The organism is Streptomyces montanus, assembly GCF_005786655.1.
Lineage (GTDB): Bacteria > Actinomycetota > Actinomycetes > Streptomycetales > Streptomycetaceae > Streptomyces > Streptomyces sporangiiformans.
In genome coordinates this window covers 56,056-80,966 of the sequence record NZ_VBZC01000023.1, presented here as the reverse complement: position 1 = coordinate 80,966, position 24,911 = coordinate 56,056, and the positions used below count along the sequence as shown (strand labels likewise).

General features: G+C 70.3%; 19 protein-coding genes. 14 read left to right on the top strand and 5 right to left on the bottom strand.

Annotated features, from left to right (window positions below; translation table 11 throughout):
• The first annotated feature begins 2 nt into the window (after window positions 1-2).
• Genes gatA through gatB form a run of 3 tightly spaced genes read left to right on the top strand, consistent with a single transcriptional unit; the run spans window position 3 to window position 3,278 of the window.
• Entirely contained in the window at window positions 3-1,511 is a 1,509-nt protein-coding gene (gatA, locus tag FE633_RS21725) for an Asp-tRNA(Asn)/Glu-tRNA(Gln) amidotransferase subunit GatA (RefSeq protein ID WP_138046825.1), read from the top strand.
• Window positions 1,508-1,750, top strand: a complete 243-nt coding sequence (locus FE633_RS21720) for a hypothetical protein (RefSeq protein WP_119106457.1) — start codon at window positions 1,508-1,510, stop codon at window positions 1,748-1,750. Before gatA ends, FE633_RS21720 begins: the two co-directional genes overlap by 4 nt.
• A gap of 16 nt (window positions 1,751-1,766) precedes the next feature.
• Window positions 1,767-3,278, top strand: coding sequence for an Asp-tRNA(Asn)/Glu-tRNA(Gln) amidotransferase subunit GatB (gatB, locus tag FE633_RS21715; RefSeq protein ID WP_138046824.1), 1,512 nt, complete (start codon window positions 1,767-1,769; stop codon window positions 3,276-3,278).
• 87 nt (window positions 3,279-3,365) lie between these two features.
• Here the strand turns inward: gatB and FE633_RS21710 are convergent, their stop codons facing one another.
• Both FE633_RS21710 and FE633_RS21705 read right to left on the bottom strand, forming a co-directional pair.
• Window positions 3,366-4,787: a DHA2 family efflux MFS transporter permease subunit gene (locus tag FE633_RS21710; RefSeq protein WP_246113755.1), complete on the bottom strand. Its 1,422-nt coding sequence runs from the start codon at window positions 4,785-4,787 to the stop codon at window positions 3,366-3,368.
• A complete protein-coding gene (locus FE633_RS21705; RefSeq protein WP_138046823.1) occupies window positions 4,784-5,395 on the bottom strand; it encodes an NADPH-dependent FMN reductase in 612 nt (203 codons plus the stop codon). The genes FE633_RS21710 and FE633_RS21705 overlap by 4 nt, the downstream gene beginning before the upstream one ends.
• A 97-nt stretch (window positions 5,396-5,492) precedes the next feature.
• Here FE633_RS21705 and FE633_RS21700 point away from each other — a divergent pair, with 97 nt between their 5' ends.
• The 4 genes from FE633_RS21700 (at window position 5,493) to FE633_RS21685 (ending at window position 9,847) form a co-directional block, all read left to right on the top strand.
• Window positions 5,493-6,119 carry a TetR/AcrR family transcriptional regulator gene (locus tag FE633_RS21700; protein WP_138046822.1) on the top strand — a complete coding sequence of 209 codons (627 nt, stop codon included), beginning with the start codon at window positions 5,493-5,495 and terminating at the stop codon, window positions 6,117-6,119.
• Between the two features lie 170 nt (window positions 6,120-6,289).
• Complete coding sequence (locus FE633_RS21695; RefSeq protein WP_138046821.1) at window positions 6,290-8,647, top strand: MMPL family transporter; 2,358 nt, start codon at window positions 6,290-6,292, stop codon at window positions 8,645-8,647.
• Window positions 8,625-9,209: a GNAT family N-acetyltransferase gene (locus FE633_RS21690; RefSeq protein WP_138046820.1), complete on the top strand. Its 585-nt coding sequence runs from the start codon at window positions 8,625-8,627 to the stop codon at window positions 9,207-9,209. The genes FE633_RS21695 and FE633_RS21690 overlap by 23 nt, the downstream gene beginning before the upstream one ends.
• Window positions 9,210-9,244: 35 nt before the next feature.
• Window positions 9,245-9,847 carry a hypothetical protein gene (locus tag FE633_RS21685; protein WP_138046819.1) on the top strand — a complete coding sequence of 201 codons (603 nt, stop codon included), beginning with the start codon at window positions 9,245-9,247 and terminating at the stop codon, window positions 9,845-9,847.
• A 234-nt stretch (window positions 9,848-10,081) separates the two neighbouring features.
• On the opposite strand, the gene FE633_RS49520 is transcribed toward FE633_RS21685, so the two are convergent.
• Complete coding sequence (locus tag FE633_RS49520; protein WP_171060063.1) at window positions 10,082-10,621, bottom strand: hypothetical protein; 540 nt, start codon at window positions 10,619-10,621, stop codon at window positions 10,082-10,084.
• A gap of 237 nt (window positions 10,622-10,858) precedes the next feature.
• On the opposite strand from FE633_RS49520, the gene FE633_RS21675 reads away from it, so the two are divergent.
• Window positions 10,859-13,909, top strand: a complete 3,051-nt coding sequence (locus FE633_RS21675; protein ID WP_138046817.1) for a helix-turn-helix transcriptional regulator — start codon at window positions 10,859-10,861, stop codon at window positions 13,907-13,909.
• 39 nt (window positions 13,910-13,948) lie between these two features.
• Window positions 13,949-14,149: a DUF6191 domain-containing protein gene (locus tag FE633_RS21670; protein WP_138046816.1), complete on the top strand. Its 201-nt coding sequence runs from the start codon at window positions 13,949-13,951 to the stop codon at window positions 14,147-14,149.
• A gap of 13 nt (window positions 14,150-14,162) precedes the next feature.
• On the opposite strand, the gene FE633_RS21665 is transcribed toward FE633_RS21670, so the two are convergent.
• Window positions 14,163-15,365 carry a PQQ-dependent sugar dehydrogenase gene (locus tag FE633_RS21665; RefSeq protein WP_138046815.1) on the bottom strand — a complete coding sequence of 401 codons (1,203 nt, stop codon included), beginning with the start codon at window positions 15,363-15,365 and terminating at the stop codon, window positions 14,163-14,165.
• A 139-nt stretch (window positions 15,366-15,504) separates the two neighbouring features.
• Window positions 15,505-16,503, bottom strand: coding sequence for an aldo/keto reductase (locus FE633_RS21660; protein ID WP_138046814.1), 999 nt, complete (start codon window positions 16,501-16,503; stop codon window positions 15,505-15,507).
• Window positions 16,504-16,578: 75 nt separating this feature from the next.
• On the opposite strand from FE633_RS21660, the gene FE633_RS21655 reads away from it, so the two are divergent.
• The 5 genes from FE633_RS21655 to ilvC all read left to right on the top strand — a co-directional run bounded on the left by FE633_RS21655 (window position 16,579) and on the right by ilvC (window position 24,729).
• Entirely contained in the window at window positions 16,579-17,520 is a 942-nt protein-coding gene (locus FE633_RS21655) for a 2-hydroxyacid dehydrogenase (protein WP_138046813.1), read from the top strand.
• A gap of 428 nt (window positions 17,521-17,948) precedes the next feature.
• Window positions 17,949-20,957, top strand: coding sequence for a putative bifunctional diguanylate cyclase/phosphodiesterase (locus FE633_RS21650; RefSeq protein WP_171060066.1), 3,009 nt, complete (start codon window positions 17,949-17,951; stop codon window positions 20,955-20,957).
• A gap of 226 nt (window positions 20,958-21,183) precedes the next feature.
• Window positions 21,184-23,037 (top strand): acetolactate synthase large subunit, encoded by a 1,854-nt coding sequence (locus FE633_RS21645; RefSeq protein WP_138046811.1) that lies wholly within the window; start codon window positions 21,184-21,186, stop codon window positions 23,035-23,037.
• 47 nt (window positions 23,038-23,084) lie between these two features.
• Window positions 23,085-23,609: an acetolactate synthase small subunit gene (gene ilvN / locus FE633_RS21640; RefSeq protein ID WP_138046810.1), complete on the top strand. Its 525-nt coding sequence runs from the start codon at window positions 23,085-23,087 to the stop codon at window positions 23,607-23,609.
• Between the two features lie 118 nt (window positions 23,610-23,727).
• On the top strand, window positions 23,728-24,729 hold the full coding sequence (ilvC, locus tag FE633_RS21635; RefSeq protein WP_138046809.1) for a ketol-acid reductoisomerase: 1,002 nt from the start codon (window positions 23,728-23,730) through the stop codon (window positions 24,727-24,729).
• Window positions 24,730-24,911 lie beyond the last annotated feature (182 nt).

The window sequence follows — 24,911 nt, the reverse complement described above, 5'->3', positions numbered from 1 at the left end:
CCATGACGGACAACAGCAACGTCAACATCATCAGGCTCACCGCGGCCGAGATCGCGCAGAAGATCGCCGCCGGTGAGCTCACCGCCGTCGAGGTCACCGAGGCCCACCTCGCCCGTATCGGCGCCGTCGACGAGAAGGTGCACGCCTTCCTGCACGTCGACCGCGAGGGTGCTCTCGCCCAGGCCCGTGCCGTCGACGAGAAGCGGGCCAAGGGGGAGAAGCTCGGGCCGCTCGCCGGTGTGCCGCTCGCGCTCAAGGACATCTTCACCACCGAGGGGATTCCGACCACCGTCGGGTCGAAGATCCTCGAAGGGTGGATTCCGCCGTACGACGCCACCCTCACCAAGAAGCTGAAGGCCGCCGACGTCGTGATCCTCGGCAAGACCAACATGGACGAGTTCGCCATGGGGTCCAGCACGGAGAACAGCGCGTACGGTCCCACCGGCAACCCGTGGGACCTGACCAGGATTCCCGGCGGCTCCGGCGGTGGATCGAGCGCCGCCCTCGCCTCCTTCCAGGCCCCCCTCGCCATCGGTACCGACACCGGCGGCTCCATCCGCCAGCCCGCCGCCGTCACCGGCACGGTCGGCGTGAAGCCGACGTACGGCGGCGTGTCGCGCTTCGGCATGGTGGCGTTCTCGTCCTCCCTCGACCAGGGCGGGCCCTGCGCCCGTACCGTCCTGGACGCGGCCCTCCTCCACGAGACCATCGCCGGTCACGACCCCCTCGACTCGACCTCCATCGACGCGCCGGTACCGCCCGTCGTCGAGGCCGCTCGCAACGGCTCCGTCGCAGGCATGCGCGTCGGTGTCGTCAAGCAGTTCCGCGGCGAGGGCTACCAGGCCGGTGTCGTCCAGCGTTTCGACGAGTCGGTCGCGCTCCTCAAGGAGCTGGGCGCCGAGATCGTCGAGCTGGACTGCCCGTCCTTCGACCTGGCGCTCTCCGCTTACTACCTGATCGCCCCGAGCGAGTGCTCCAGCAACCTCGCCCGCTTCGACGCCATGCGCTACGGCCTGCGCGTCGGCGACGACGGCACGCACTCCGCCGAGGACGTCACCGCCCTCACCCGTGCGGAGGGCTTCGGCGACGAGGTCAAGCGCCGCATCATGCTCGGCACGTACGCCCTGAGCTCCGGCTACTACGACGCGTACTACGGCAGCGCCCAGAAGGTCCGCACGCTCATCACGAAGGACTTCGAGAAGTCCTTCGAGAAGGTGGACGTCATCGTCTCGCCGACGACCCCGACGACCGCCTTCCCGATCGGTGAGCGCGCCGACGACCCGATGGCGATGTACCTCGCCGACCTGTGCACCATCCCGACCAACCTGGCGGGCAACGCCGCCATGTCGCTGCCCTGCGGCCTCGCTCCGGAGGACAACCTCCCGGTCGGCCTGCAGATCATCGCCCCCGCGATGAAGGACGACCGCCTCTACAAGGTGGGAGCCGCCGTCGAGGCCGCCTTCGTGGAAAAGTGGGGGCACCCGCTGATCGAGGAGGCTCCGTCACTGTGAGCAAGGCACTGTCGAAGGCCAAGGGCTTCAAGAAGTCGAAGTCCGGTACGTACCTGTCCATGGCCACCACCGCGTTCGGCGCCGTCTCCGTCGTGAAGCAGGCCAAGAAGGCCCGCCTCGAGAACGACACACTGCGCCTGGTCGACGCGGCCGTGTCCGCCGCCGCCATCGTCACCGGCCTCGCCATCCTCTACCGGGAGCTCAAGCGCCTGGGCGACGACGACGTCCTGCTGGGCTGAGAGGGAAAGTTTCACCGTGACTGTCACGACTGATCTGGTGTCGTACGAGGACGCGCTCGCGTCGTACGACCCCGTCATGGGCCTCGAGGTCCATGTCGAACTCGGCACCAGGACCAAGATGTTCTGCGGCTGTTCCACGGCCCTCGGCGCCGAGCCGAACACCCAGACCTGCCCCACCTGCCTCGGCATGCCCGGCTCGCTCCCGGTCATGAACAGGATCGGTGTCGAGTCCGCGATCAAGATCGGCCTCGCGCTGAACTGTGAGATCGCCGAGTGGTGCCGCTTCGCCCGGAAGAACTACTTCTATCCGGACATGCCGAAGAACTTCCAGACCTCCCAGTACGACGAGCCGATCGCCTTCAACGGCTATCTGGACGTCCAGCTGGAGGACGGCGAGGTCTTCCGCGTGGAGATCGAGCGCGCCCACATGGAGGAGGACACCGGCAAGTCCACGCACGTGGGCGGTGCGACGGGCCGTATCCACGGCGCCTCGCACTCCCTCCTCGACTACAACCGTGCCGGCATCCCGCTCATCGAGATCGTCACCAAGCCGATCGTCGGCGCGGGCGAGCGCGCTCCCGAGGTCGCCAAGGCGTACGTCGCCGAACTGCGCGAGCTCATCAAGGCGCTCGGCGTGTCGGAGGCCCGCATGGAGATGGGCCAGATGCGCTGCGATGTGAACCTCTCGCTGATGCCCAAGGGCGCCGAGAAGTTCGGTACGCGCTCCGAGACGAAGAACGTGAACTCGCTGCGTTCCGTCGAGCGTGCGGCCCGTTTCGAGATCCAGCGGCACGCGGCCGTACTGTCCTCGGGCGAGACGATCGTCCAGGAGACCCGGCATTTCCACGAGGACACGGGCTCCACGACCTCGGGCCGGGTGAAGGAGGAGGCGGAGGACTACCGCTACTTCCCCGAGCCGGACCTCGTGCCGGTCGCTCCGGCCCGTGAGTGGGTGGAGGAGCTGCGGGCGGGCCTGCCCGAGCTGCCGCGCGTACGCCGCAACCGGCTGCGCGAGGAGTGGGGCATCTCCGCGCACGACATGCAGTCGATCCTGAACGCCGGCGCGATCGATGCGATCGCCGCCACGATCGACGCGGGCGCCGACTCGACCGCGGCCCGCAAGTGGTGGATGGGCGAACTGGCCCGGCACGCCAACGAGTCGGGGCACCCGATCGACGAGCTGCCGATCACACCCGAGCAAGTTGCCAGGGTCGCCGCCCTGGTGTCCGCCGGCGAGCTCAACGACAAGCTGGCCCGTCAGGTCATCGTGGGCGTCCTCGCGGGCGAGGGCACCCCGGACGAGGTCGTCGAGAAGCGCGGATTGAAGGTCGTCTCGGACGAGGGTGCCCTGACGACCGCTGTCGAGGAGGCCATCGCCGGCAACCCGGCCATCGCGGACAAGATCCGCGGCGGCAAGGTGGCCGCGGCGGGCGCCCTCGTGGGCGCCGTCATGAAGGCCACGCGGGGTCAGGCCGACGCGGCCCGCGTCAAGGAGCTCATCCTGGAGAAGCTGGGCGTCGAGGGTTAAACCATCGCCGAGCACGTGTGAACGCCGGCCGGGCTGGAGTGTCCAGCCCGGCCGGCGTTGTTTTCAGCCCGGCGAGGTCTCTCGAGCTCACGGCCGGTGCTTCGGCAGCCGCGCCGCCATCGGCAGCGCGAGCGCCAGCAGCCCCACCCCGCACAGCAGCGTCGTACGGAATCCGTCCGTGGCCGTCAGCAGCAGAGCGGTGAGCGCCGTGCCGACGGACGCGGCGATCTGGAGGATGATGTTCAGCGCCGTGCTGCCGGCGGCCACCTCACTGTCCGCGAGGCCGCGCGTGGCCGAGGCCATCACGGGCATGTTGGTCATGCCGACACCGGTGCCCATCAGGGCGAGCGAAGCGACCAGCCGCCAGTACGGGGTGTCGGGCCCCGCCTGGACGGCGTAGGCGAGGAAGCCCGTGACGGCGCACAGGATGCCCGGCACGACGATCGCGCGCGTCGCGACGCGGTCCGAGACACGACTGGAGAACTGCATCACCGTGCCGCTGAACAGGAACTGAGGGGCCATCAGCAGTCCGGCCTCCGTGGCGCTCAGGCCGCGCTCCTGCTGCCAGTACAGTGGTACGAGGATCATCGAGCCGAAGTACGCGGCCGAGAACGGCACCATCGTCGTCACCGCCCGGCCGACCGGCGCCCTGCGCAGCAACCGCAGGTCGAGCAGCGGATGGGGCGTCCGCAACGCCCGTATCGCGAAAGCGGTCACCAGCGCCGCACCCGCGACGAGCGGGACGAGAACTCCGGCGTCGCCGAAACCGCCACGCTCGCCGCCCAGTGTCAGGCCGTAGAGAAGGGCGGCGAGGCCCGGGGAGAGGGTCAGCAGGCCGGCCAGGTCCAGTGGGCGGCGGATCCGCTCGTCGTCGGAGCGCATGACGCGCGCACCGAGCAGCAGGGTCAGGGCACCGACCGGGACGTTGACGAAGAAGATCCAGCGCCAGGAGAGCGAGTCGGTGAAGACGCCGCCGAGGATCGGGCCCGCCATCGGGCCGATGAGCACGGGGATGCCGAGGAGGCCCATCATCGTGCCCTTGCGCTCCCGCGGCGCGGCGCGCAGAACCACGGTCATCGCGACCGGCATGATCATGCCGCCGCCGAACCCCTGCAGCACCCGGAAGGCGATCAGCGAACCGGCGTTCCAGGCGAGGCCCGTGAGCCCGGAGCCGAGTGTGAAGAGCGCGACGGCCGTGAGGAAGACCCGCTTGGCGCCGTACCGGCCGACCGCCCACGCGGTGACCGGGATGACGGTCGCCAGCGCGAGCGAGTAGCCGGTCACGGTCCACTGGATGACGGACAGCGGCGCGTCGAAGGTACGCGACAGGTGGTCCAGCGCGACATTGACGATCGTCATGTCGAGCACCGTCATGAACGAGCCGAGGATCACCACGCCCGCGAGGGCCAGGACGTGCCGGGGGATGGGGGACAGGGGCGAACCCCCGGATCCCCCGGACCTCTCCGACCCCCCGGAACCCCCGCTCCGCGTGGGCAGTGTGGCGCTCACCGCGCACCGTAGGCGGCGTGGGCCCGGCCGGCCCGCAACGTCCGGCCCCACCAGGTCAGTTGGTCCAGCATTCCCTTGCCCGCGCCTTCGGGGATGTCGGGTCGCAGGAGTGAGCCGTCCTCCGCGAAGTTCTCCCACGCCATGTGGAAGCTGACGGTGTCCCGCATCGTCACGGCGTGCAACTCGGCGAAGACCAGCCGCAGTTGCTCGACCGCGCGCAGACCGCCGCCCAGGCCGCCGTACGACACGAAGCCGACCGGCTTGGCCTGCCACTGCGTGAAGTGCAGGTCGATGGCGTTCTTCAGGGGCCCCGGGAAGCTGTGGTTGTACTCGGGCGTGATCACCACGAAGGCGTCGGCCGCCTCCAGACGCGCCGTGACCGCGGCGGCCTCCGGGTGGGGCTCAGGGGAGACGACGTCGGGCAGTGCGTGCTCGGCCAGGTCGATCGGGTCGAGTTCGAGATCGCCGCGCTGGGCGGCGAACCGCAGGAACCAGTCGGTGACCACGGGCCCGAAGCGGCCCTCGCGGGTGGAACCGGTCAGAACGGCGACCGGGAGCGGGGTGTCCGCCGGGTTCGGGGAAAGAGGTGCGTTCGATGAAGTCGTCATGCCGAGAAAAGTACAACGCTCATGGCAATGAATGCAACGATCGTTGTAACTCTCCTGGTCCGGATACCGTGACAGGCGACAGGAAGGGGCAGGACGCGTGAGACAGGGGCTCGCTGAGAAGCGGCAGGCGATCGTGCGAGGGGCGCGCCGGGTCTTCGGGCGCGACGGCTACACCCGCGCCGGCATCGACTCCATCGCCAAGGAGGCCGGAGTCTCCACCCGCACGATCTACAACCACTTTCCGGAGGGCAAGGCGCAGCTCTTCCGTGTGGTCGTCGTGGAGGGCTCCGAGGAGGTCGTACGCGCGCATCTCGACGCCGTCGACCGGCGGTTGTACAAGATCACGGATCTGGAGGCCGACCTCGTCGACTTCGCGCACGCCTGGATGGCGCCCATGTACCAGTACCGCGACCACTTCGCCCTCGTACGGCAGCTGCGCGCCGAGGTCGGCCACATTCCGCAGGAGTTCCTGGACGCCTGGCGGGCATCCGGCCCCGATCGTGCCCTCAAGGAGATGGCCGCCCGGTTCCGCGAGCTGGCCGAGGAGGGGCTCCTCGACGTTCCGGACCCGAAGCGGGCCGCGACCCACTTCCTTGTGCTGACCAGCGCCGAAATCAACGACCTCACGTATCACGGGGCGGTTCCGATGCCGGACGAGGAGCGGAACGAGCTGATCGTCTCCGGGGTGCGGGCGTTCCTGCACGGCTATCTGCCGCACAGGTGATGTGAGGGGGTTCATGTGGCTGCGTTATGGCCTCCTCGCCCCTCTGTGAGTAAGGGCACGAAAACAACTAACGATCTCGTAACTCTGTAAGAGTGGGCCGCGCATTGCTCATGTGTTCTTTGCGGGTCGTTCCCCGGTAAAGATCCACGAAATCCCAGGGAGCACGTCCCGTGGCAGCACTTGCGCGCTGGTGTGTCAGGCACCGTCTTGTCGTCGTTCTGTTGTGGATCCTGGCGCTGGGCGGCACGACCGCCGCCGCTGCCGTCGCGGGATCGGCCTACTCGAACGACTACAAGGTGCCCGGCACGGAGTCCGGCCGTGCGACGGAGCTGCTGCGCGAGGGATTCCCGGAGCTCGGCGGGGACAGCGACACGATCGTCTGGCACACCACACCCGGCTCGGTGCGCGCCGCCGACGTCGAGCAGACGATGACCCGCACCCTGGACAAGATCGCCGAGCTGCCCGGAGTGGCCGCGGTCGTGAGCCCGTACCAGGACCAGGACCAGGACCCGGGGCAGGAGCAGGACCGGGGCGTGAACCAGGGGCAGGGCAAGGACCAGGTCCAGGATCAGGATCAGGGCCAGGGCCAGGGCTCGGGCCGGGAAAAAGCCCAGGCCACGGGCCGGATCAGCGGTGACGGGCGTACCGCCTATGCCACGGTCTCCTTCGAGGAACCGTCCAACGACATCGACAAGGCGGACGTCCAGGCCGTCGTCGACACCGCCAAGGACGCGGAGGCGGACGGCCTCCAGGTCGAGCTGGGCGGCAGCGCCGTCGGGCTCACCGAATCGGAGGGCGGGCACATCGCCGAGGCCGTCGGCGTGATCGTCGCGGCCGTGGTCCTCTTCCTCGCCTTCGGCTCGCTCGCCGCCTCGCTGCTGCCCATCGCCACCGCACTGATGAGTGTCGGCACGGCATACGCCGGGATCGTGCTGCTCGGGCACTTCATGACCGTCGCCGACTTCGCGCCGATGCTCGGCATGCTGGTCGGGCTGGGCGTAGGCATCGACTACGCGCTGTTCATCGTGACCCGGCACCGGCGCGGCCTCAAGCGCGGACTGCCGGTCGAGGAGGCCGCGCGGAACGCGGTGGCGACCACCGGGCGCGCCGTCGTCTTCGCGGGCGCAACCGTTTGCATCGCCCTGCTCGGCATGCTCATCCTGCGGCTCAGCTTCCTCAACGGCGTCGCGATCGCCGCGTCCCTGACCGTGCTGCTCACCGTCGCGGCCTCCGTGACCCTGCTGCCCTCGCTGCTCTCCTTCATCGGCATGCGCGCCCTCAGCCGCCGCGAGCGCCGACGCCTGGCGGAGCACGGCCCGGAACCGGAGCTGCCCACCGGGCTGGCCGCGCGCTGGTCCGCCTTCGTCGAGCGTCACCCCAAGCTGCTCGGCGTCGTCGCCGTCGCCGTCATGGCCGTGCTCGCCCTGCCGACGCTCTCGCTGCACCTGGGCACCTCGGACCAGGGCAACAACCCGGCAGCGGCCACCACACGGCAGGCGTACGACCTCGTCGCGGACGGCTTCGGACCCGGCATGAACGGTCCGCTGACCCTCGTCACGCACGTCGACGGGGCCGAGGACCGGCTCGCGCTCGACAACCTCGACACCACGCTCCGGTCGACCGAGGGCGTGCGGACGGCGTCTCCCGTGACGTACAACGCGGACGGTGACACGGCGTATCTCACCGTCGTACCGGACTCCTCGCCGCAGTCCGAGAAGACCAGCGATCTCGTCGACCGGCTGCGTGACGACGTGCTGCCGCGGGCCGAGACGGACACCTCGCTCGACCTGCACGTCGGCGGGGTCACCGCGGGCTACGACGACTTCGCCGACGTCATCATCGGCAAGCTGCCGCTGTTCGTGGGTGTGGTGATCGGGCTCGGCTGCGTCCTGCTGCTGCTCGCCTTCCGCTCCCTGGGCGTCCCGCTCAAGGCCGCCGCGATGAACATCGCCGCCGTGGCGGCCGCCTTCGGGGTGGTCGTGGCGATCTTCCAGTGGGGCTGGGGCGGTGAGCTGCTGGGCCTCGGCCGCGGGGGGCCGATCGAACCCTTCCTGCCCGTGATCATGGTGTCCGTGCTCTTCGGGCTCTCCATGGACTACCAGGTCTTCCTGGTCAGCCGGATGTACGAGGAGTGGCTGGAGACCGGCGACAACCGGCGCGCCGTCCGCGTCGGTCTCGCCGAGACCAGCCGGGTGATCAACTCCGCCGCCGTGATCATGATTTCGGTCTTCCTCGCCTTCGTGCTCAGCGGCGACCGCGTCATCGCGATGTTCGGCATCGCGCTCGCCGCCGCGGTCGCCCTCGACGCCTTCGTCCTGCGTACGCTCCTGGTGCCCGCCCTCATGCACATGCTGGGCGGCGCCAACTGGTGGCTGCCGCGCTGGCTCGACCGCCGTCTGCCGCGCATCAGCATCGAACCGCCGGAGTGCGGTGCTCCCCGTGCGACGATTCCCGGTGCGCGCGACGGCGCGCTCGTGGACGTACTCATGAAGGAGCGGCAGCAGGATGTACGCGATATCCCTGGGTGACGACGGCGCGGAACTTCGTCCTTTGGAGCCCTGGCGGGCCGAGGAGTTCCTCGCCCATCTCGACCGCGGACGCGAGTTCATCACCCAGCACGTGCCCTTCGGTCTCAAGGCCACGGATGTCGACTCCGCGCGGGCGCTGCTCCAGTCGTACGCGGACAAGCGCGCCGCCGACAGCGGCAGCCTGCACGGGCTGTGGCTGGACGGGAAGCTCGTCGGCGGACTCCTCTTCCGGATCTTCGACGCCGAGACCGGTACCTGCGAACTCGGCTGCTGGCTGGAACCCGCCGCGACCGGCCGCGGCCTGATCACGCGCGGCGCCCGGGTCCTCATCGACTGGGCGGTCGACGAGCGCGGCATGCACCGAGTGGAGTGGCACGCCTCCTCCGCCAACGAACCGAGCCTGAAGGTGGCGCGGCGGCTCGGGATGAGCCGTGACGGCGTGCTGCGGGAGCACCACCCCTACCGGGGGGTCCGGCAGGACGTGGAGGTCTGGTCGGTGCTCGCGGGGGAGTGGCGGGCCGCACGCGCGCGTGCCGATCGATACGCGCCTGCCGATCATTAAGAGACTTCTCATACAGCGTCCGTACGGTGCGGAGCATGGGTACCAAGACAGTTGACGAGGCCGGAGTCGACACCGGCACCGAGGCGAAGCGCGACAAGGAGGACGTAGAGCTCACGAAGGACGCCGACACGGCCGGTGACCAGGCCGACGTCGAGGCGCGGGACGAGGGCGAGCAGACGCGCCCGGACTTCGACGAGGGCGCCGGTACGGACACCGGTGGCTCCGGCGTGGGCCAGGGAGCCGGTGCCGTCGTCTCCGCCGGGCTCGGTATCGTCTCGCTGACCGGCAGCTGGGTCGGCACCGTGGCCCAGGCACGCGACTCGCTGTACGGCCAGCTGGAGGTCGCGCAGAACTCGGGCGTGGGCACACAGCTCAAGCAGCTGTACGGCGACTCCTGGAACGCCAACGCGGCGGTCGCCGGGTTCTTCGCGCTCGCCGCGCTGATCGTCGGCGTCGTGGTGCTCGTCCGGCCCGCGTTCGGGAACCCGGACCGGGTGCAGGCTCCGTGGGTCAAGTCGGTCGCCTGGGCGGGCGTCTCGCTCGCCGTCATCGGGCTGCTGCTCGCCGCCCTGAAGTACACCGACATCCTCCTCGCCCTCCCTTCCGCCCCCTCCGCCCCCTCCGCCCCCACCGGCTGAACAACCGCACGTCCTGAGGGGCCTTAGGTTCGCCGTAAGCCACTTACGGTGCGCCTAAGGCCCTTCGTACGCGCAAGATGCGGAACTCTCCCGATGTGGCGCACCCCCCTTGGAGACGAAGGTTGAGGCATCGCAACGAGCGAAGCCGAAACCGACTCTTCACGAGGGGTACGAGATGTTCGCGTACGAGCTCCACCAGATCCGTTCCGCCGAGCTGATCCGCAAGGCCGACAACTACCGTCTGGCACGGCAGGCGGTAAGCGCCCGCCGCGCCGCCCGCCGCTCGGCGAAGGACGATCCCGAAGGGCAGGTGACCCACTCCCAGCCACGCCGCCACCGCTCCCCCCGCGCGGCGTGACCCCGCCTGGGGAAGACGCCGGGCCCGGGAGTCCGGGGGGACTCCCGGCGCAGCGCGACGCGGGCCTCGGGCCGCAGGACCGCGCGGACGGCGAGCCGCAGCGCCGTGGGGAGCTTGAGCCGCAGCGCCGCGAGGAGCTTGAGCCGCAGGGCCGTGGGGACCCCGGGCCGCAGCGCCTTGCTGGCTCTGAGCCATCGCTCCGCGAGGCCGCTGAGCCGCCGCGCCATGCGGAATCCAAGCCGCAGGGTCGCGCGGACAGCGAGCCGCAGGGCCGCGCGGACGGCGAGCCGCAGGGCCGCGCGGACGGCGAGCCGCAGCGCGGTGTGGCTGTTGAGTCGCGGGGCCGCGTCGCCCCCGAGCCGCAGCGTGCGAGCCTGGGGCCGCAGGCCCGTCCGTACGCCCAGCCGCAGCCCCATGCGGTCCCGCAGCCCGGGGGCCGTGCTGAAGGCCCGTCGCGGCGCCCCTTGGAGCCGCCGGCAACAACCGGTGCTGCCCTGTCAGAGGGCTGTGCGGACCTCGGGCCGCAGGCCCTTCCGTACGCGCGGCGGCAGCACCACGCGGACCCCCAGCCCGAGCGCCGTGCCGAAGTCCCGCCGCAGCGACCCACGAAGCCGTGGGCGACAACCGCTGCCGGTCTGTCAGGGGCCTGTGCGATGCTCGATGTTGTGGAGGCCAGGTCCGTCAGTCCGGTCTTCGTCGGCCGTGCCGACGAACTGGGCGCGCTGAACGACGCGCTCGCCCGAGCTGCCGCGGGCGAGCCGCAGGCGTTGCTGCTCGGTGGTGAGGCCGGCGTCGGAAAGACCCGGCTCATCGAGGAGTTCGCCGCCACGGCCGCCCGCGACGGCGCTGTCATGGCGCTCGGCGGTTGTGTCGAGATCGGCGCCGACGGGCTGCCCTTCGCGCCCTTCTCCGCCGCCCTGCGCGCCCTGCGCCGCCAACTGCCCGACGCGCTCGCGGCCGCGGCGGCCGGGCAGGAGGAGGAGCTGGCCCGGCTGCTGCCCGAGCTGGGCGACACCTCGCGGGGCCGGCACGACGAGGAGGGCATGGCCCGCCTCTTCGAACTCACCGTCCGCCTCCTGGAGCGCGTCGCCGCCGACCGTACGGTGGTCGTCCTCCTGGAGGACCTGCACTGGGCCGACGCCTCGACCCGCCACCTTCTCGCCTACCTCTTCCGTACGCTGCGCAGCGGCCGCCTCCTCGTCGTCGCCACCTACCGCGCCGACGACATCCACCGCCGCCACCCGCTGCGCCCCCTGCTCGCCGAGCTGGACCGGCTGCGCACGGTCCGCCGGATCGAACTCGGCCGCTTCAGCCGCGACGAAGTCGGCTGCCAGATCGCCGGAATCCTCGACGCCGAGCCGGACCCGGCCAAGGTCGACGAGATCTTCGAACGCTCCGACGGGAACGCGTTCTTCGTCGAGGAACTCGCCGTCGCCTCGTACGAGGAGTGCTGCACCGGCCTCACCGACTCCCTCCGCGACCTGCTCCTCGTCCGCGTCGAGAGCCTGCCCGAGAGTTCCCAGCGGGTCGCCCGGATCGTCGCCGAGGGCGGCTCCACCGTCGAGTACGCGCTTCTCGCGGCCGTGGCACGGCTCGCCGAGGACGATCTCATCGAGGCGCTCAGGGCGGCCGTCGGCGCCAACATCCTGCTCGCGACACCGAACGGCGACGGCTACCGCTTCCGTCACTCCCTGGTACGCGAGGCCGTCAGCGACGACCTGCTGCCCGGCGAGCGCTCCCGCCTCAACCGGCGGTACGCCGAGGCACTGGAGGCCGACCCGACGCTCGTGCCGGCCGACGAGCGCGCCACCCGCCTGGCCAGCTACTGGTACCACGCGCACGACGCGGCCAAGGCCCTGCCCGTCGTCCTCGACGCGTCCGTCGAGGCCCGCCGCCGGCACGCCTACTCCGAGCAACTGCGGCTCCTGGAGCGGGCGATGGAGCTGTGGGACACCGCCCCGGCGGCCGTACGGGCCGAACTGCGTCCCGTCGACCACACCGAGGTCTATCCCCCCTGCGCCCGCGACCCGGAGAACGGGCCGCTGACCTACCTCGACCTGATGGCCGAGGCGGCCGTGGCGGGCCGGCTGAGTGGGGAACGGGAACGCGCCCTGAAGATCAACAAGCGGGCGCTGCACCTCCTGGAGGACGAGAACGAGCCCCTGCGCACCGCCTGGTTCTGGTCCGAACGCTCCCGGCTGACACAGTTGCTGGGCCGCGGTGACGGCTGGAAGGAACTCGCCACCGCCCAGGAGCTCGTCCGCGGCCTGCCGCCCTCCGAGGTGCATGCCGCGGTCCTCGGCCTGGTCGCCAACTGGTCGATGCTGCACAAGCCGGGCCCCGACGCACTGACCGCCGCCGAGCGCGCCCTGGAGTACGCGCGCATGGTGGGCGCCCGTGACATCGAACTGAACGTGCGGCTCACCCTGGGCGGGCTGCTGGTCGACGCGGGTGACATCGAGGCCGGGTTCGCCGAGATGTACCGGGTCAAGGAAGAGGCGACGGTGCTGGACCACGCCTTCGTGCTGGGCCGCTTCCATGTGAACCTGGGCTCCGCCCTGGAGGGCGTCGGCCGCTCGCGGGAAGCGGTTCATGTGCTCCACGAAGGGGCCGAATTCGCCAGGATGCGCGGCCTGACGGACACCGAGGCCTGGTGCTGGGGCAATCTCGCCGACTCCTTCTGCTCCCTCGGCAGCTGGGAGGAGGCGAGTGAGGCCGGCATCAACTCGGAGCGTGTCGGCCAGAGTTCCAAGCCGCGTGCCTTCCGTGCCGCCTATCACGCTCGTCTCGCGCTCGCGCGGGGTGAGCCGGCCGAGGCCGGACGTCTCCTCACCGCCGCCCGTGGGCACTTCGGCCCCGACGGCGCGATGCCGCAGAACGCGCTGCCGCTGGCCTGCCTCGCGATCGGCATCGCCGCCGCCGAGGGCCGACTCCCCGATGCCCGCGCCGAGTTGGGCCGAGCTCTGGACGCGGGCTTCCCGCCCGGCACCCAGCGCTACGGCTGGCCGCTGCTGCTGACCGCCGCCGGCGCGGAGGCCGACGCCCGCGGGCTGCCCGTCGCCGGACCGGGCCACACCGAGACCGTGGACCGCCTCCGCACGGCGGCCAAGTCACTGGCCACCGGCGCGCCCGTCTGGCTCGCGTACGAGCAATGGGTTCGCGCCGAACTCCAGCGTGCCGAAGGCAGGGACACCCCGCCCATCTGGTCCGAGGCGGTCACCGCCTTCGAACCGATCGAGCGCCCCTACGACCTCGCCCGCCTCCGGCTCCGCCTCGCCGAGTCCCTGCTGACCGCCGGCGGCGAGGACGAGCGTGACCGGGCCGCGGAGTTGCTGCGCCTGGCCCTCGTCGTCGCCGACCACCTCGGCGCCCGCCCGCTGGCCGAGTCCGTCTCTCTGCTCGCGCGGCGCGCCCGCCTCGTCCTGGCGCGGGACCAGGAGCCGGCCGCCCTCACCCCCGTCGACCCGGTCGAGGCGCTCGGCCTCACCAGCCGTGAGCGTGACGTCCTGCGTCTGGTCGCCGCCGGCCGCAGCAACCGCCAGATAGCCGAGGAACTCTTCATCTCCCCGAAGACGGCCAGCGTCCATGTCTCCAACATCCTCGCCAAGCTGAACGTCTCGGGCCGGGGCGAGGCGGCGGCACTGGCGCACCGGCTGCGGCTGTTCGCGCTTCCGGAGGCGCCCACTGCCCAGGCGACAGGGTGAGGTATACGCTGTAAAGGACCCCGGGCCCAGGGAGGCGCCGTGTTCAACATGTTCGAGGAGCTCTTCGCACCAGGCCGCAAGCACACCAACGACGAGCGCAAGCGGCTGGAGCTGACGCGCGTGGACCTGAACGACGGTGACCCGGGACGCGGGCCGATAGACCTGTCCTCCGGCAAGGTGGTCGTACGCCTGCCGACGCAGGCGCAGCCCCAGTCGCCCACCCGGCCGTCCGAGGACTGACGGCGGCTGCCGCCTACTTCACCTCCAGCTCAAGGATTTTGTCGTCCCCGGACTCGGGGGTCCCCCGGCCGTCCGTCTCGCTCGTCATCAGCCACATCTTGTCGCCGCCTTCGGAGACCACCGTGCGCAGGCGGCCGTAGACGCCCTCGAAGAATGCCTGCGGGGCCGCCGCGGCCTTCGTGCCGTCCAGCGGGATGCGCCAGAGGCGTTTGCCGCGCAGGCCCGCCATCCAGACCGAGCCCTCCGCGATGGCGATGCCGCTCGGCGAGGAGTCGGCCACGGGCCACTGGGCCACCGGGTTGATGTACCGGGAATCGCCGGACTTGCCCTCCACCTCGGGCCAGCCGTAGTTGCCGCCCGGCCGGATCTGGTTCAGCTCGTCCCAGGTGTCCTGGCCGAACTCCGAGGCCCACAGCCGCTGTTTGTCGTCCCAGGCGAGACCCTGGACGTTGCGGTGTCCGTACGAGTAGACGGGTGAGTCGCCGAAGGGATTGCCCGGCGCCGGCTCGCCCTCCGGGGTCATGCGCAGGATCTTGCCGCCCAGCGACTTCTTGTCCTGCGCCAGCGGCCCCTCGTACCGCTCGCCGGTCGTGGCGTACAGCATCTTGTCGGGGCCGAAGGCGAGGCGGCCTCCGTTGTGGTTCGTGCCCTTCGGGATGCCCCGCAGGATGATGTCGGGGGCGCCCAGCTGCTCGCCCGCCGGCTTCTTGGGGTCGTACGGCATCCGCACGATCCGGTTGTCCGAGGCGCTCGTGAAGTACGCGTAGACCATGTGGTCCGAGGCGTACTCCGGGGAGAGCACGATGCCCAGCAGGCCGCCCTCGCCTGCGGGGGAGACCCCCGGCACCGTCCCGAGCTCCGTCTTCTTGCCGGTCTTCGTGTCGACCCGGAGGATCGTGCCCTCGTCCCGCGACGACACCAGCAGGGCGTCCTCACCGGGCAGCGGCGCGAGACCCCACGGGCTTTTCAGGCCCTCCGTGACGGTCCGCACGACCTTCGCCGAGCCCTTCGCCGGCGCGGCGTCTTCCCCCGTCCCCTGCGAGGGCGGCGCCGAGGCGCCCGGATCCGAGGCGCCCGCCGAGGAGCCGCCGCCCTTTTCGTCGTCGTCCGAGGAGCACCCGGCCGTCAGTAGAAGCGCGGCCGCGGCCAAGACGGCGGTCACAGCTCGATGTCGCACGATCAGGATCCCTTCGACGCGGCAGGTTCTACTGTTCATACACCGCAACCGCCTCACAGGTTCCCGATCTCCGGACGCAGATCGCGGCGAGACCTTCACACGGTCCCCAGACCACCCTCGCTCATGCCGCGGGCCGCCCGCACCTGCCCCCGGGCCGCCGCACCCGCCCCCGGGCCATTCAGTCCCAAGATCCCTGAGCCGAAGGCAGCTCCGCCACCTCCGCGAGATCCTGAGCGGACAGCCGCAGCCCGGCCGCCCCCGCGTTCTCGGCCGCCCAGCGCCCGCGCTTGGCGCCCGGCACCGGCACCACGTGCCGTCCCTGCGCGAGTACCCACGCGAGGGCCACCTGCGCCGGGGTGACCTCGTCGCCGTGCCGCCGGGCGATGCGGCGCAGACCGGCCACGATCGGCTGGTTCGCGGCCATCATCTCGGCGGTGAAGCGGGGGTGCCGGGCGCGTACGTCGTCGGGCTCGAAGCCCTCGCCAGGTGTCAGGGTCCCGGTCAGGTAACCGTTGCCGAGCGGCATCGCCGCCAGAAAACCGATGCCGCGCGCCTCGCACCACGGCAGGAGCCCGTCCAGCGCCTCCGGCGACCACACCGACAGCTCGGCCTCCACCGCGCTCACCGGAAAGACCTGCTGCACCCGCTGCAGCTGCCGGATCGTTCCGTCGTGCAGGCGTGCCCCGGAGCGGCGGCCCGAGCGGGCGCCCACCGCGCACAGCCCTAGGGCCCGCACCTTCCCCGCCGACACCAGCTCCGCCATCGCGCCCCATGTCTCCTCGACCGGCACCTCGGGGTCCGCGCGATGCAGCTGGTACAGGTCGATGACGTCCGTCTGCAGCCGCCGCAGCGAGGCGTCGCAGGCCCGCTTCACATATCCGGGACGGCCATTGGCCACGATGTGCTGCTCGCCCACCAGCAGCCCGCACTTGGTGGAGACGAAGGCCTCCGGGCGCCGCTCCTTCAGCACCCGGCCCACCAGCAGCTCATTGGTGAACGGTCCGTACATGTCGGCGGTGTCGAGGAGGGTCGAGCCCCGGTCGAGGGCCGTGTGCACGGTCCGCAGCGACTCCTCGCCCCGCTGCCGAGAGCCCGAGTACGCCCAGCTCATCGGCATGCACCCGAGGCCGACAGCACCCACTTCGAGCGCCGCCGCCCCGATCGTCCTGCGATCCACCTGGCCGTACCCTCCCTTTCCCGGTCCCCCAAACTAACCTCTGCGTCCCCTGCTCTTTCGCATAGCCTCCTGAGCATGACTCCCGATGTGTGGCTCCCCTTCGACGCAGACGACATCGACGGCCTCCCCGAAGGCCTCAACTATCGCTTCTGGGACGGTGAGCAGGAGTTTCCCGCCGATCCCGCCGACTGCGCGTTCTATGTCGTGCCCTATATGAAGGGCAGCGACATCTCGGTGCGCCCCATGGCCCGGATGACGTCCGTACAGGTCGTGCAGACGATGTCGGCCGGTATCGACCACGTCCAGCCGGGCCTGGGACAGCTGCCCAAGGGCGTGCAGTTGTGCAACGCACGCGGGGTGCACGATGCCAGCACCGCCGAACTCACCCTCACACTGATCCTCTCTTCGCTGCGAGGCGTCCCCGACTTCGTACGCGGACAGGACCGTGAGGAGTGGCGGTCCGGATTCCGCCCGGCGCTGGCCGACAAGTCCGTCCTGATCGTCGGCTACGGCTCGGTCGGCTCCGCCATCGAAGACCGGCTCGCGCCCTTCGAGGTGGCGCGGGTGGCGCGCGTCGCGCGCTCCGCACGCGAGACGGAGCGCGGCCCCGTGCATCCGATCACCGCCCTGCCCGAACTCCTTCCGGACTTCGATGTCGTGGTGATCATCACCCCCCTCACCGAGCAGACGAAGGGTCTGGTGGGCGCCGACTTCCTGGCGCGGATGAAGGACGGCGCGCTGCTCGTGAACGTCGCCCGTGGCGGAGTCGTCGACACCAAGGCGCTCCTCGCGGAGCTGGAGGGCGGCCGGATCAGGGCGGCCCTGGATGTCACCGATCCCGAACCGCTGCCCAAGGGCCACCCGTTGTGGCATGCGCCGGGCGTACTCATCAGTCCCCATGTGGGCGGCCCGACGTCCGCGTTCCTGCCGCGCGCGAAGCGGCTGCTGGTTGACCAGTTCAACCGGTTCGTGAACCGGGAGCCACTGCGCAACGTGGTCCTTACGACGGGTGCGTAGGCCGCGTCAGCCACCCTCCGCAGTCTCCTGAATGCGGGGAGTGCACGCATCGCCGCTGATCGTCACGGAGCGTAGAGGGGCTATGTCCCTGAGTGACGAGACTGGTGTATCGTCCCGACAGGGGATGCGCCGCGCACCATTCGGCGCCGGGGACGAGAAGGCAGACTGCGAGGGGGGCGACGGGCGATGCACGGCCTATGGACGAACGATCCGACGCGGCGGAGCCGCCGACGGCGACCCCGGCGCGTACCCAGCAGTCGCGGCCACAGCTGTCACCACCACCGCCCGCAGCACGGCAGCCGCAGGCGACATGCGCATCCGGCACACCGGGACCAGAGGGACTCGGGGGCGGCGCGTACCGGAGAGAAGCAGTGAGCTCCCAGGGGGCACTGCTCGCACGCCGCCCGGTCTCCGGCGGCGGCACGAGCATGGTCCCGCAACTCGTACTGGTCCTGGTGTGCGCGGGGTACGCCATCGGCGCCTCGTTCGGCTGGGGTTCGGAGACTCTCGCGCTGGTCATGGGCGACTTCGGGCTGAGCGCGGCGGCCGCCGCCGCGGCCGTCTCCTGCTTCCTGTCCGCCCGCACACCCCGCAGCCGCTTCCGACCCGCATGGCTGCTGTTCGCGCTCTCCTCCGCGATGGCGGCCGCGGGCAATTTCGTCTGGGGGTGGTACGAGGTCGTCCTCGGCATACCGGTGCCCAGCCCGAGCTACGCCGACCTGTTCTTCCTGTGTTTCGCGCCGCCGGCGATCGTGGGACTGCTCGTGCTCGCCAAGCGGCCGGCGAGCAGGGCCGGCTGGGTCTGTCTGGCGCTGGACGCCTGGCTGATCGGCGGCTCCCTGCTCACGCTGGCCTGGAGCCTCGCGCTCGCCCAGGCGGCGAGGGTGGAGGGGCCGAGCGTCGCGCACACCGCTCTGTCACTCGCGTATCCGCTGCTGGACATCGCGCTGGTGAGCATGGTGCTGGCCCTGCACTTCAGGCGGTCCTCGGTGAACCGGTCCGCGGTGAACACCGCGATCGGCGCTCTCGCCCTGACGGTGATGTGCGACGCGCTGTTCACCTCACCGCTGCTGCACAACAGTTATCGCTCCGGGCAGTTGCTCGACGCCGGCTGGTTCGCCGGTTCACTGCTGCTCGCGTACGCCCCCTGGGTGGGGCAACGCCACGGACAGACAGAAGAAGAGGGGCTCCCGCGCGTGGTGTTCGGCTACGTGTCAGGGCCCCGCCCGGAGCGACGGGCACACGTACCCCGCCCGGAGCGAGCGGCACACGTACCCCGCCCGGAGCGACCGGCGCATGTGCCCCGCCAGGAGCAAGCGGCACAAGTGCCCCGCAAGGACCAACCGGCCCATGTGCCCCTCCAGGAAGGAGGCCACAGCCGGTATCCGGCCAACCGGCCCATCGCCGGTTCACTGGCGGCGCTCACGCCCTATCTCGCGGCGGCCGTCTGCACGTTGGGCATTCTCTACAACGTGCTCAACGGCCGCAGCGTCGACCGCGTGGTGCTCATCACCGGCGGCACGGTCGTGCTCGGCCTCGTCGTACGCCAGGGCATCATGCTCCGCGACAACATCACCCTCACCCAGGAACTGGCACAGAAGGAGAACCACTTCCGCTCCCTGGTGCAGGGTTCCAGCGACGTCATCATGATCGCCGCGCCGAACGGCATCCTCCAGTACGTCAGCCCGGCCGCCGCCGGGGTCTACGGGCGGGACGCCGAGGAACTCAAGGGCTGCGAACTCGCCTCGCTCATCCATCCCGAGGATCTCGGCTGCGTGGTGCACGAGGTGCGCCGGTTCCTCGCCGCGAGTCCGGCCGACGAGCCCACCACCCGCATCGAGTGCCGCTTCAAGTCCGGCGACGGCGGCTGGCTCAACGTCGAATCGACGGTGAACCGGCACCACGGCGGCCTCATCTTCAACAGCCGTGACGTCACCGAGCGGGTGCGCCTGCAGGCCCAGTTGCAGCACAACGCCGAACACGACCCGCTCACCGACCTGCCCAACCGCGCCCTGTTCACCAAGCGCGTCGGACAGGCCCTCTCCGGTCGCCGCGCCTCCGACCACGGCACGGCCGTCCTCTTCATCGACCTCGACGGTTTCAAGGCCGTCAACGACACCATCGGGCACCAGGCCGGCGACGAACTGCTCGTCCAGGCCGCCCGCAGACTCCAGGACGCGGTGCGCCAGGGAGACACCGCCTCCCGGCTGGGCGGCGACGAGTTCGCGGCCCTCATCGTCGGCGACGGCACACGCGACCGCACCGCGCGCGAACACCACATCTTCGAGCTGGCCGACCGCCTCCGAGTCACCCTCTCGCAGCCGTACTCCATCGACGGCAACGATGTCCGGGTCGCCGCGTCCATCGGCGTCTCCTTCGCCGAACCGGGCCTGGGGGCGGGCGAGCTGCTCCGCAACGCCGACCTCGCGATGTACCGCGCCAAGGCCGCGGGCAAGGGCCGCGTCGAGCTGTACGCGCCGCAGATGCAGCAGGACGTGGTCCGCAAGGCGGAGTTGGCGACCCGGCTGAGGGCCGCCCTGCACGACGGTGAGTTCGCGTTGCTGCACCAGCCGGTGGTGTCGTTGAACACCGGCCGGATCACCGCGGTCGCCGCGCAGGCGCGCTGGCGCTCGGCCCAGGGCGTGCTGTTCACGCCCGCCGAGTTCCTGCGCGTCGCCGAGGACAGCGATCGCACCGCCGAGCTCGGTCGCTGGATGCTGGAGGAGGCTGTCGAGCAGGCCGCGGAGCGCGGTGCCACCGGACTCGGCGTGCCCGTCGCCGTCCGCATGACCGCCCGGCGGCTGATGGACCGGTCCATGCCCCCCGGCTCCATCGAGGCCCTGCTGACCCGGCACGGCCTGGCCTCCGGGGCCCTGGTCATCGAACTGGCCGAAACCGACCCACGGGTCTCCCTGGACGACCTGGAGCGCCGGCTGAACGCGCTCAGGCGCCTCGGCGTCCGGATCGCCCTTGACGGCTTCGGCAGCGGCTACGCGGCGATCACCGCGCTGCGCCGACTCCCCATCGACGTACTGAAGCTCGACCGTGGTCTGGTCGAGGGTGTCGTCGAGTCGGCCAGGCTGCACAAGATCACCAGAGGGCTGCTCCGGATCGCGGGCGACCTCGGCCTGGAGTCCGTGGCGGACGGCGTGGACCTGCCCGAGCAGGCCGTCGCCCTGCGCGACATGGGCTGCACGCACGGACAGGGCAGGGCGTTCTCCGAACCCGTCGACGAATACCGACTGCGCCGTGCGCTCACTTCCGGTCATTACCCGGTGCCCGGCGGCTCGGTCGAGCCGGTCTTCGTGGGCGGCGGTGTGGCCGGGGTTTACGCAGGTGGGGGCGCCAGTGCCTATACGGCCGGCGGCTCCGGGGGAGTGTACGGGACCGGGACGGCCCTACGCTCACATAATGAGACTCCCGTCCCACCTGCTTGACAGGCATAGCGTGACGGGGAGAGGGTCTGTGCCATGCGCACCCGAATTCTCGTACTTGGAAAGCGCGTCGGCTGAGCTGGGACCCCGGAACGATGAACCGGAACTCCCAGCGACCCTACCCGGCGCGCTCCCCTCGCTTGCCTCATGGCACGAGGGGTTTTTTGTTGTACAGGCACCCGTCGTACACCGCACAAAACTCGCAAAAACCCTCAGCATCGAGAAGAGAATGCCGATGACCGAGCAGGCCACCGGGGCCCACCATCCGCAGCCGCGGCCCCGTTCCGGAGGACAGTCCGCGCCCGAGCACGTCACGGGTGCGCAGTCCCTCATCCGTTCTCTCGAGGAGGTCGGGGCCGAGACGGTATTCGGCATCCCCGGTGGCGCGATCCTCCCGGCCTACGACCCGCTGATGGACTCCACGCGGGTGCGGCACGTGCTGGTCCGCCACGAGCAGGGCGCCGGTCACGCGGCCACGGGTTACGCGCAGGCCACCGGCAGGGTGGGCGTCTGCATGGCGACGTCCGGCCCCGGCGCCACCAACCTGGTCACGCCGATCGCCGACGCGCACATGGACTCCGTGCCGCTCGTCGCGATCACCGGCCAGGTCGCGTCCAAGGCGATCGGCACGGACGCCTTCCAGGAGGCGGACATCGTCGGCATCACCATGCCGATCACCAAGCACAACTTCCTCGTCACCAAGGCCGAGGACATCCCGCGGACGATCGCCGAGGCCTTCCACATCGCCTCCACCGGCCGCCCCGGGCCGGTCCTGGTCGACATCGCCAAGGACGCCCTCCAGGCGCAGACCATCTTCAGCTGGCCGCCCACCCACGACCTGCCCGGGTACCGTCCGGTCACCAAGCCGCACGCCAAGCAGATCCGCGAGGCCGCCCGGCTGATCACCCACGCCAAGCGGCCCGTCCTCTACGTCGGCGGCGGCGTCCTCAAGTCGCACGCGACCGCCGAGCTGAAGGTCCTCGCGGAACTCACCGGAGCGCCCGTCACCACCACCCTGATGGCGCTCGGCGCATTCCCCGACAGCCACCCGCTGCACGTGGGAATGCCGGGCATGCACGGTTCGGTCACCGCCGTCACCGCGCTGCAGAAGGCCGACCTGATCGTCGCCCTCGGAGCCCGCTTCGACGACCGCGTCACCGGCAAGCTGGACAGCTTCGCCCCGTACGCCAAGATCGTCCACGCCGACATCGACCCGGCCGAGATCGGCAAGAACCGCGCCGCCGACGTGCCGATCGTCGGCGACGCCCGCGAGGTCATCGCCGATCTGGTCCAGGCCGTGCAGAAGGAGCACAGCGAGGGCAACACCGGCGACTACAGCGCCTGGTGGAAGGACCTGAACCGCTGGCGCGAGACCTACCCGCTCGGCTACGACCAGCCCGACAACGGCTCGCTGTCGCCGCAGCAGGTCATCGAGCGCATCGGGCAGCTCGCGCCGGAGGGCACGATCTTCGCGGCGGGTGTCGGCCAGCACCAGATGTGGGCCGCGCACTACATCGAGTACGAGAAGCCCGCCACCTGGCTCAACTCCGGCGGCGCCGGAACCATGGGCTATGCGGTCCCGGCCGCGATGGGAGCCAAGGCCGGGCAGCCGGACCGTACGGTCTGGGCGATCGACGGCGACGGCTGCTTCCAGATGACCAATCAGGAGCTCACCACCTGCGCCCTGAACAACATCCCGATCAAGGTCGCCATCATCAACAACGGCGCCCTCGGGATGGTCCGCCAGTGGCAGACCCTGTTCTACAACCAGCGCTATTCCAACACCGTGCTGCACTCCGGCCCCGAGGCCGACGGCAAGCAGCCGAGCGCCGGCACCCGCGTCCCCGACTTCGTGAAGCTGTCGGAGGCGATGGGCTGCCACGCGATCCGCTGCGAGTCCCCGGACGACCTGGACAAGGTCATCCAGGAGGCCAACGAGATCAACGACCGTCCCGTGGTCGTCGACTTCATCGTCCACGAGGACGCGATGGTCTGGCCGATGGTCGCCGCCGGCACCTCGAACGACACGATCATGGCCGCCCGGGACGTCCGCCCCGACTTCGGCGACAACGAAGACGACTGAGCGAGCGAGACCGCAGAGACGAGAAGACAGAGAAGAGACACAGAGAAATGTCCAAGCACACGCTCTCGGTCCTGGTCGAGAACAAGCCCGGCGTCCTCGCCCGGATCACTGCCCTGTTCTCCCGCCGCGGCTTCAACATCGACTCCCTCGCGGTCGGTGTCACCGAGCACCCCGACATCTCCCGGATCACCATCGTGGTGAATGTCGAGGACCTGCCGCTCGAACAGGTCACCAAGCAGCTCAACAAGCTCGTCAACGTCCTGAAGATCGTCGAGCTCGAACCGGGCTCGGCCATTCAGCGGGAACTCGTTCTGGTGAAGGTCCGCGCCGACAACGAGACGCGCTCGCAGATCATCGAGATCGTTCATCTGTTCCGCGCCAAGACCGTGGACGTCTCCCCGGAGGCCGTCACCATCGAGGCCACCGGCGGCAGCGACAAGCTGGAGGCCATGCTCAAGATGCTGGAGCCGTTCGGCATCAAGGAGCTCGTCCAGTCCGGCACGATCGCGATCGGCCGGGGCGCCCGTTCGATCACCGACCGGTCGCTGCGCGCCCTGGACCGCTCCGCATAACTCGGGAAACGGGCGGCCGACGGTCTTCAGCCGCCCGTATTCCGAGACCCCCGGACTTTGCTGCCCTTTCCCGCCGTACGGTGGGACGCAACACCTGCACACAAGGAGAGAACCCAAAGTGGCCGAGCTGTTCTACGACGCTGACGCCGACCTGTCCATCATCCAGGGCCGCAAGGTCGCGGTCATCGGCTACGGCAGCCAGGGCCACGCCCACGCGCTGTCGCTGCGTGACTCGGGTGTCGACGTCCGTGTCGGTCTGCACGAGGGCTCCAAGTCCAAGGCGAAGGCCGAGGAGCAGGGCCTGCGCGTGGTGACGCCGTCGGAGGCCGCCGCCGAGGCCGACGTCATCATGATCCTGGTGCCGGACCCGATCCAGGCGAAGGTCTTCGAGGAGTCCATCAAGGACAACCTCAGCGACGGCGACGCCCTGTTCTTCGGCCACGGCCTGAACATCCGGTACGGCTTCATCAAGCCCCCGGCCGGCGTGGACGTCTGCATGGTCGCCCCCAAGGGCCCGGGCCACCTGGTGCGCCGCCAGTACGAGGAGGGCCGTGGCGTTCCGTGTATCGCGGCCGTGGAGCAGGACGCCTCCGGCAACGCGTTCGCGCTCGCGCTCTCGTACGCCAAGGGCATCGGCGGCACCCGCGCCGGCGTCATCAAGACCACCTTCACCGAGGAGACCGAGACCGACCTGTTCGGTGAGCAGGCCGTTCTCTGCGGTGGTACGGCCGCGCTGGTCAAGGCCGGTTTCGAGACGCTGACCGAGGCGGGCTACCAGCCCGAGATCGCGTACTTCGAGTGCCTGCACGAGCTGAAGCTGATTGTGGACCTCATGTACGAGGGCGGCCTGGAGAAGATGCGCTGGTCGGTCTCCGAGACCGCCGAGTGGGGCGACTACGTCACCGGCCCGCGGATCATCACGGACGCCACCAAGGCCGAGATGAAGAAGGTCCTCGCCGAGATCCAGGACGGCACGTTCGCCCAGCAGTGGATGGACGAGTACCACGGCGGCCTGAAGAAGTACAACGAGTACAAGACCCAGGACGAGAACCACCTCCTGGAGACCACGGGCAAGGAGCTGCGCAAGCTCATGAGCTGGGTCAATGACGACGAGGCGTAAGCCGTAGGCACGGGGCCGCAGTGAACCGCTGCGGCCCCTTTGCCGAACCTCCGGTAACCGCTTGTCCACGGCGCCGGCCACGGACGAGTGATCCTTCCGCGGAGGCGCAGGACGCCCCCCGCGACGCCACTACACTCTGCATTAGATACGCGTCAGGCCCACAGCGTCGTGCGTCTTCCACG

What these genes read in the sequence shown, in the direction of transcription:
- FE633_RS21655 (WP_138046813.1), top strand. Translation starts at nt 16,579, where the DNA reads ATGACTCCCGATGTGTGGCTCCCCTTCGACGCAGACGACATCGACGGC.
- FE633_RS21705 (WP_138046823.1), bottom strand. Translation starts at nt 5,395, where the DNA reads ATGACGACTTCATCGAACGCACCTCTTTCCCCGAACCCGGCGGACACC.
- FE633_RS21690 (WP_138046820.1), top strand. Translation starts at nt 8,625, where the DNA reads ATGTACGCGATATCCCTGGGTGACGACGGCGCGGAACTTCGTCCTTTG.
- FE633_RS21685 (WP_138046819.1), top strand. Translation starts at nt 9,245, where the DNA reads ATGGGTACCAAGACAGTTGACGAGGCCGGAGTCGACACCGGCACCGAG.
- FE633_RS21645 (WP_138046811.1), top strand. Translation starts at nt 21,184, where the DNA reads ATGCCGATGACCGAGCAGGCCACCGGGGCCCACCATCCGCAGCCGCGG.
- gatA (WP_138046825.1), top strand. Translation starts at nt 3, where the DNA reads ATGACGGACAACAGCAACGTCAACATCATCAGGCTCACCGCGGCCGAG.
- FE633_RS21650 (WP_171060066.1), top strand. Translation starts at nt 17,949, where the DNA reads ATGGTCCCGCAACTCGTACTGGTCCTGGTGTGCGCGGGGTACGCCATC.
- FE633_RS49520 (WP_171060063.1), bottom strand. Translation starts at nt 10,621, where the DNA reads ATGGGGCTGCGGCTGGGCGTACGGACGGGCCTGCGGCCCCAGGCTCGC.
- ilvN (WP_138046810.1), top strand. Translation starts at nt 23,085, where the DNA reads ATGTCCAAGCACACGCTCTCGGTCCTGGTCGAGAACAAGCCCGGCGTC.
- FE633_RS21665 (WP_138046815.1), bottom strand. Translation starts at nt 15,365, where the DNA reads ATGAACAGTAGAACCTGCCGCGTCGAAGGGATCCTGATCGTGCGACAT.
- FE633_RS21675 (WP_138046817.1), top strand. Translation starts at nt 10,859, where the DNA reads ATGCTCGATGTTGTGGAGGCCAGGTCCGTCAGTCCGGTCTTCGTCGGC.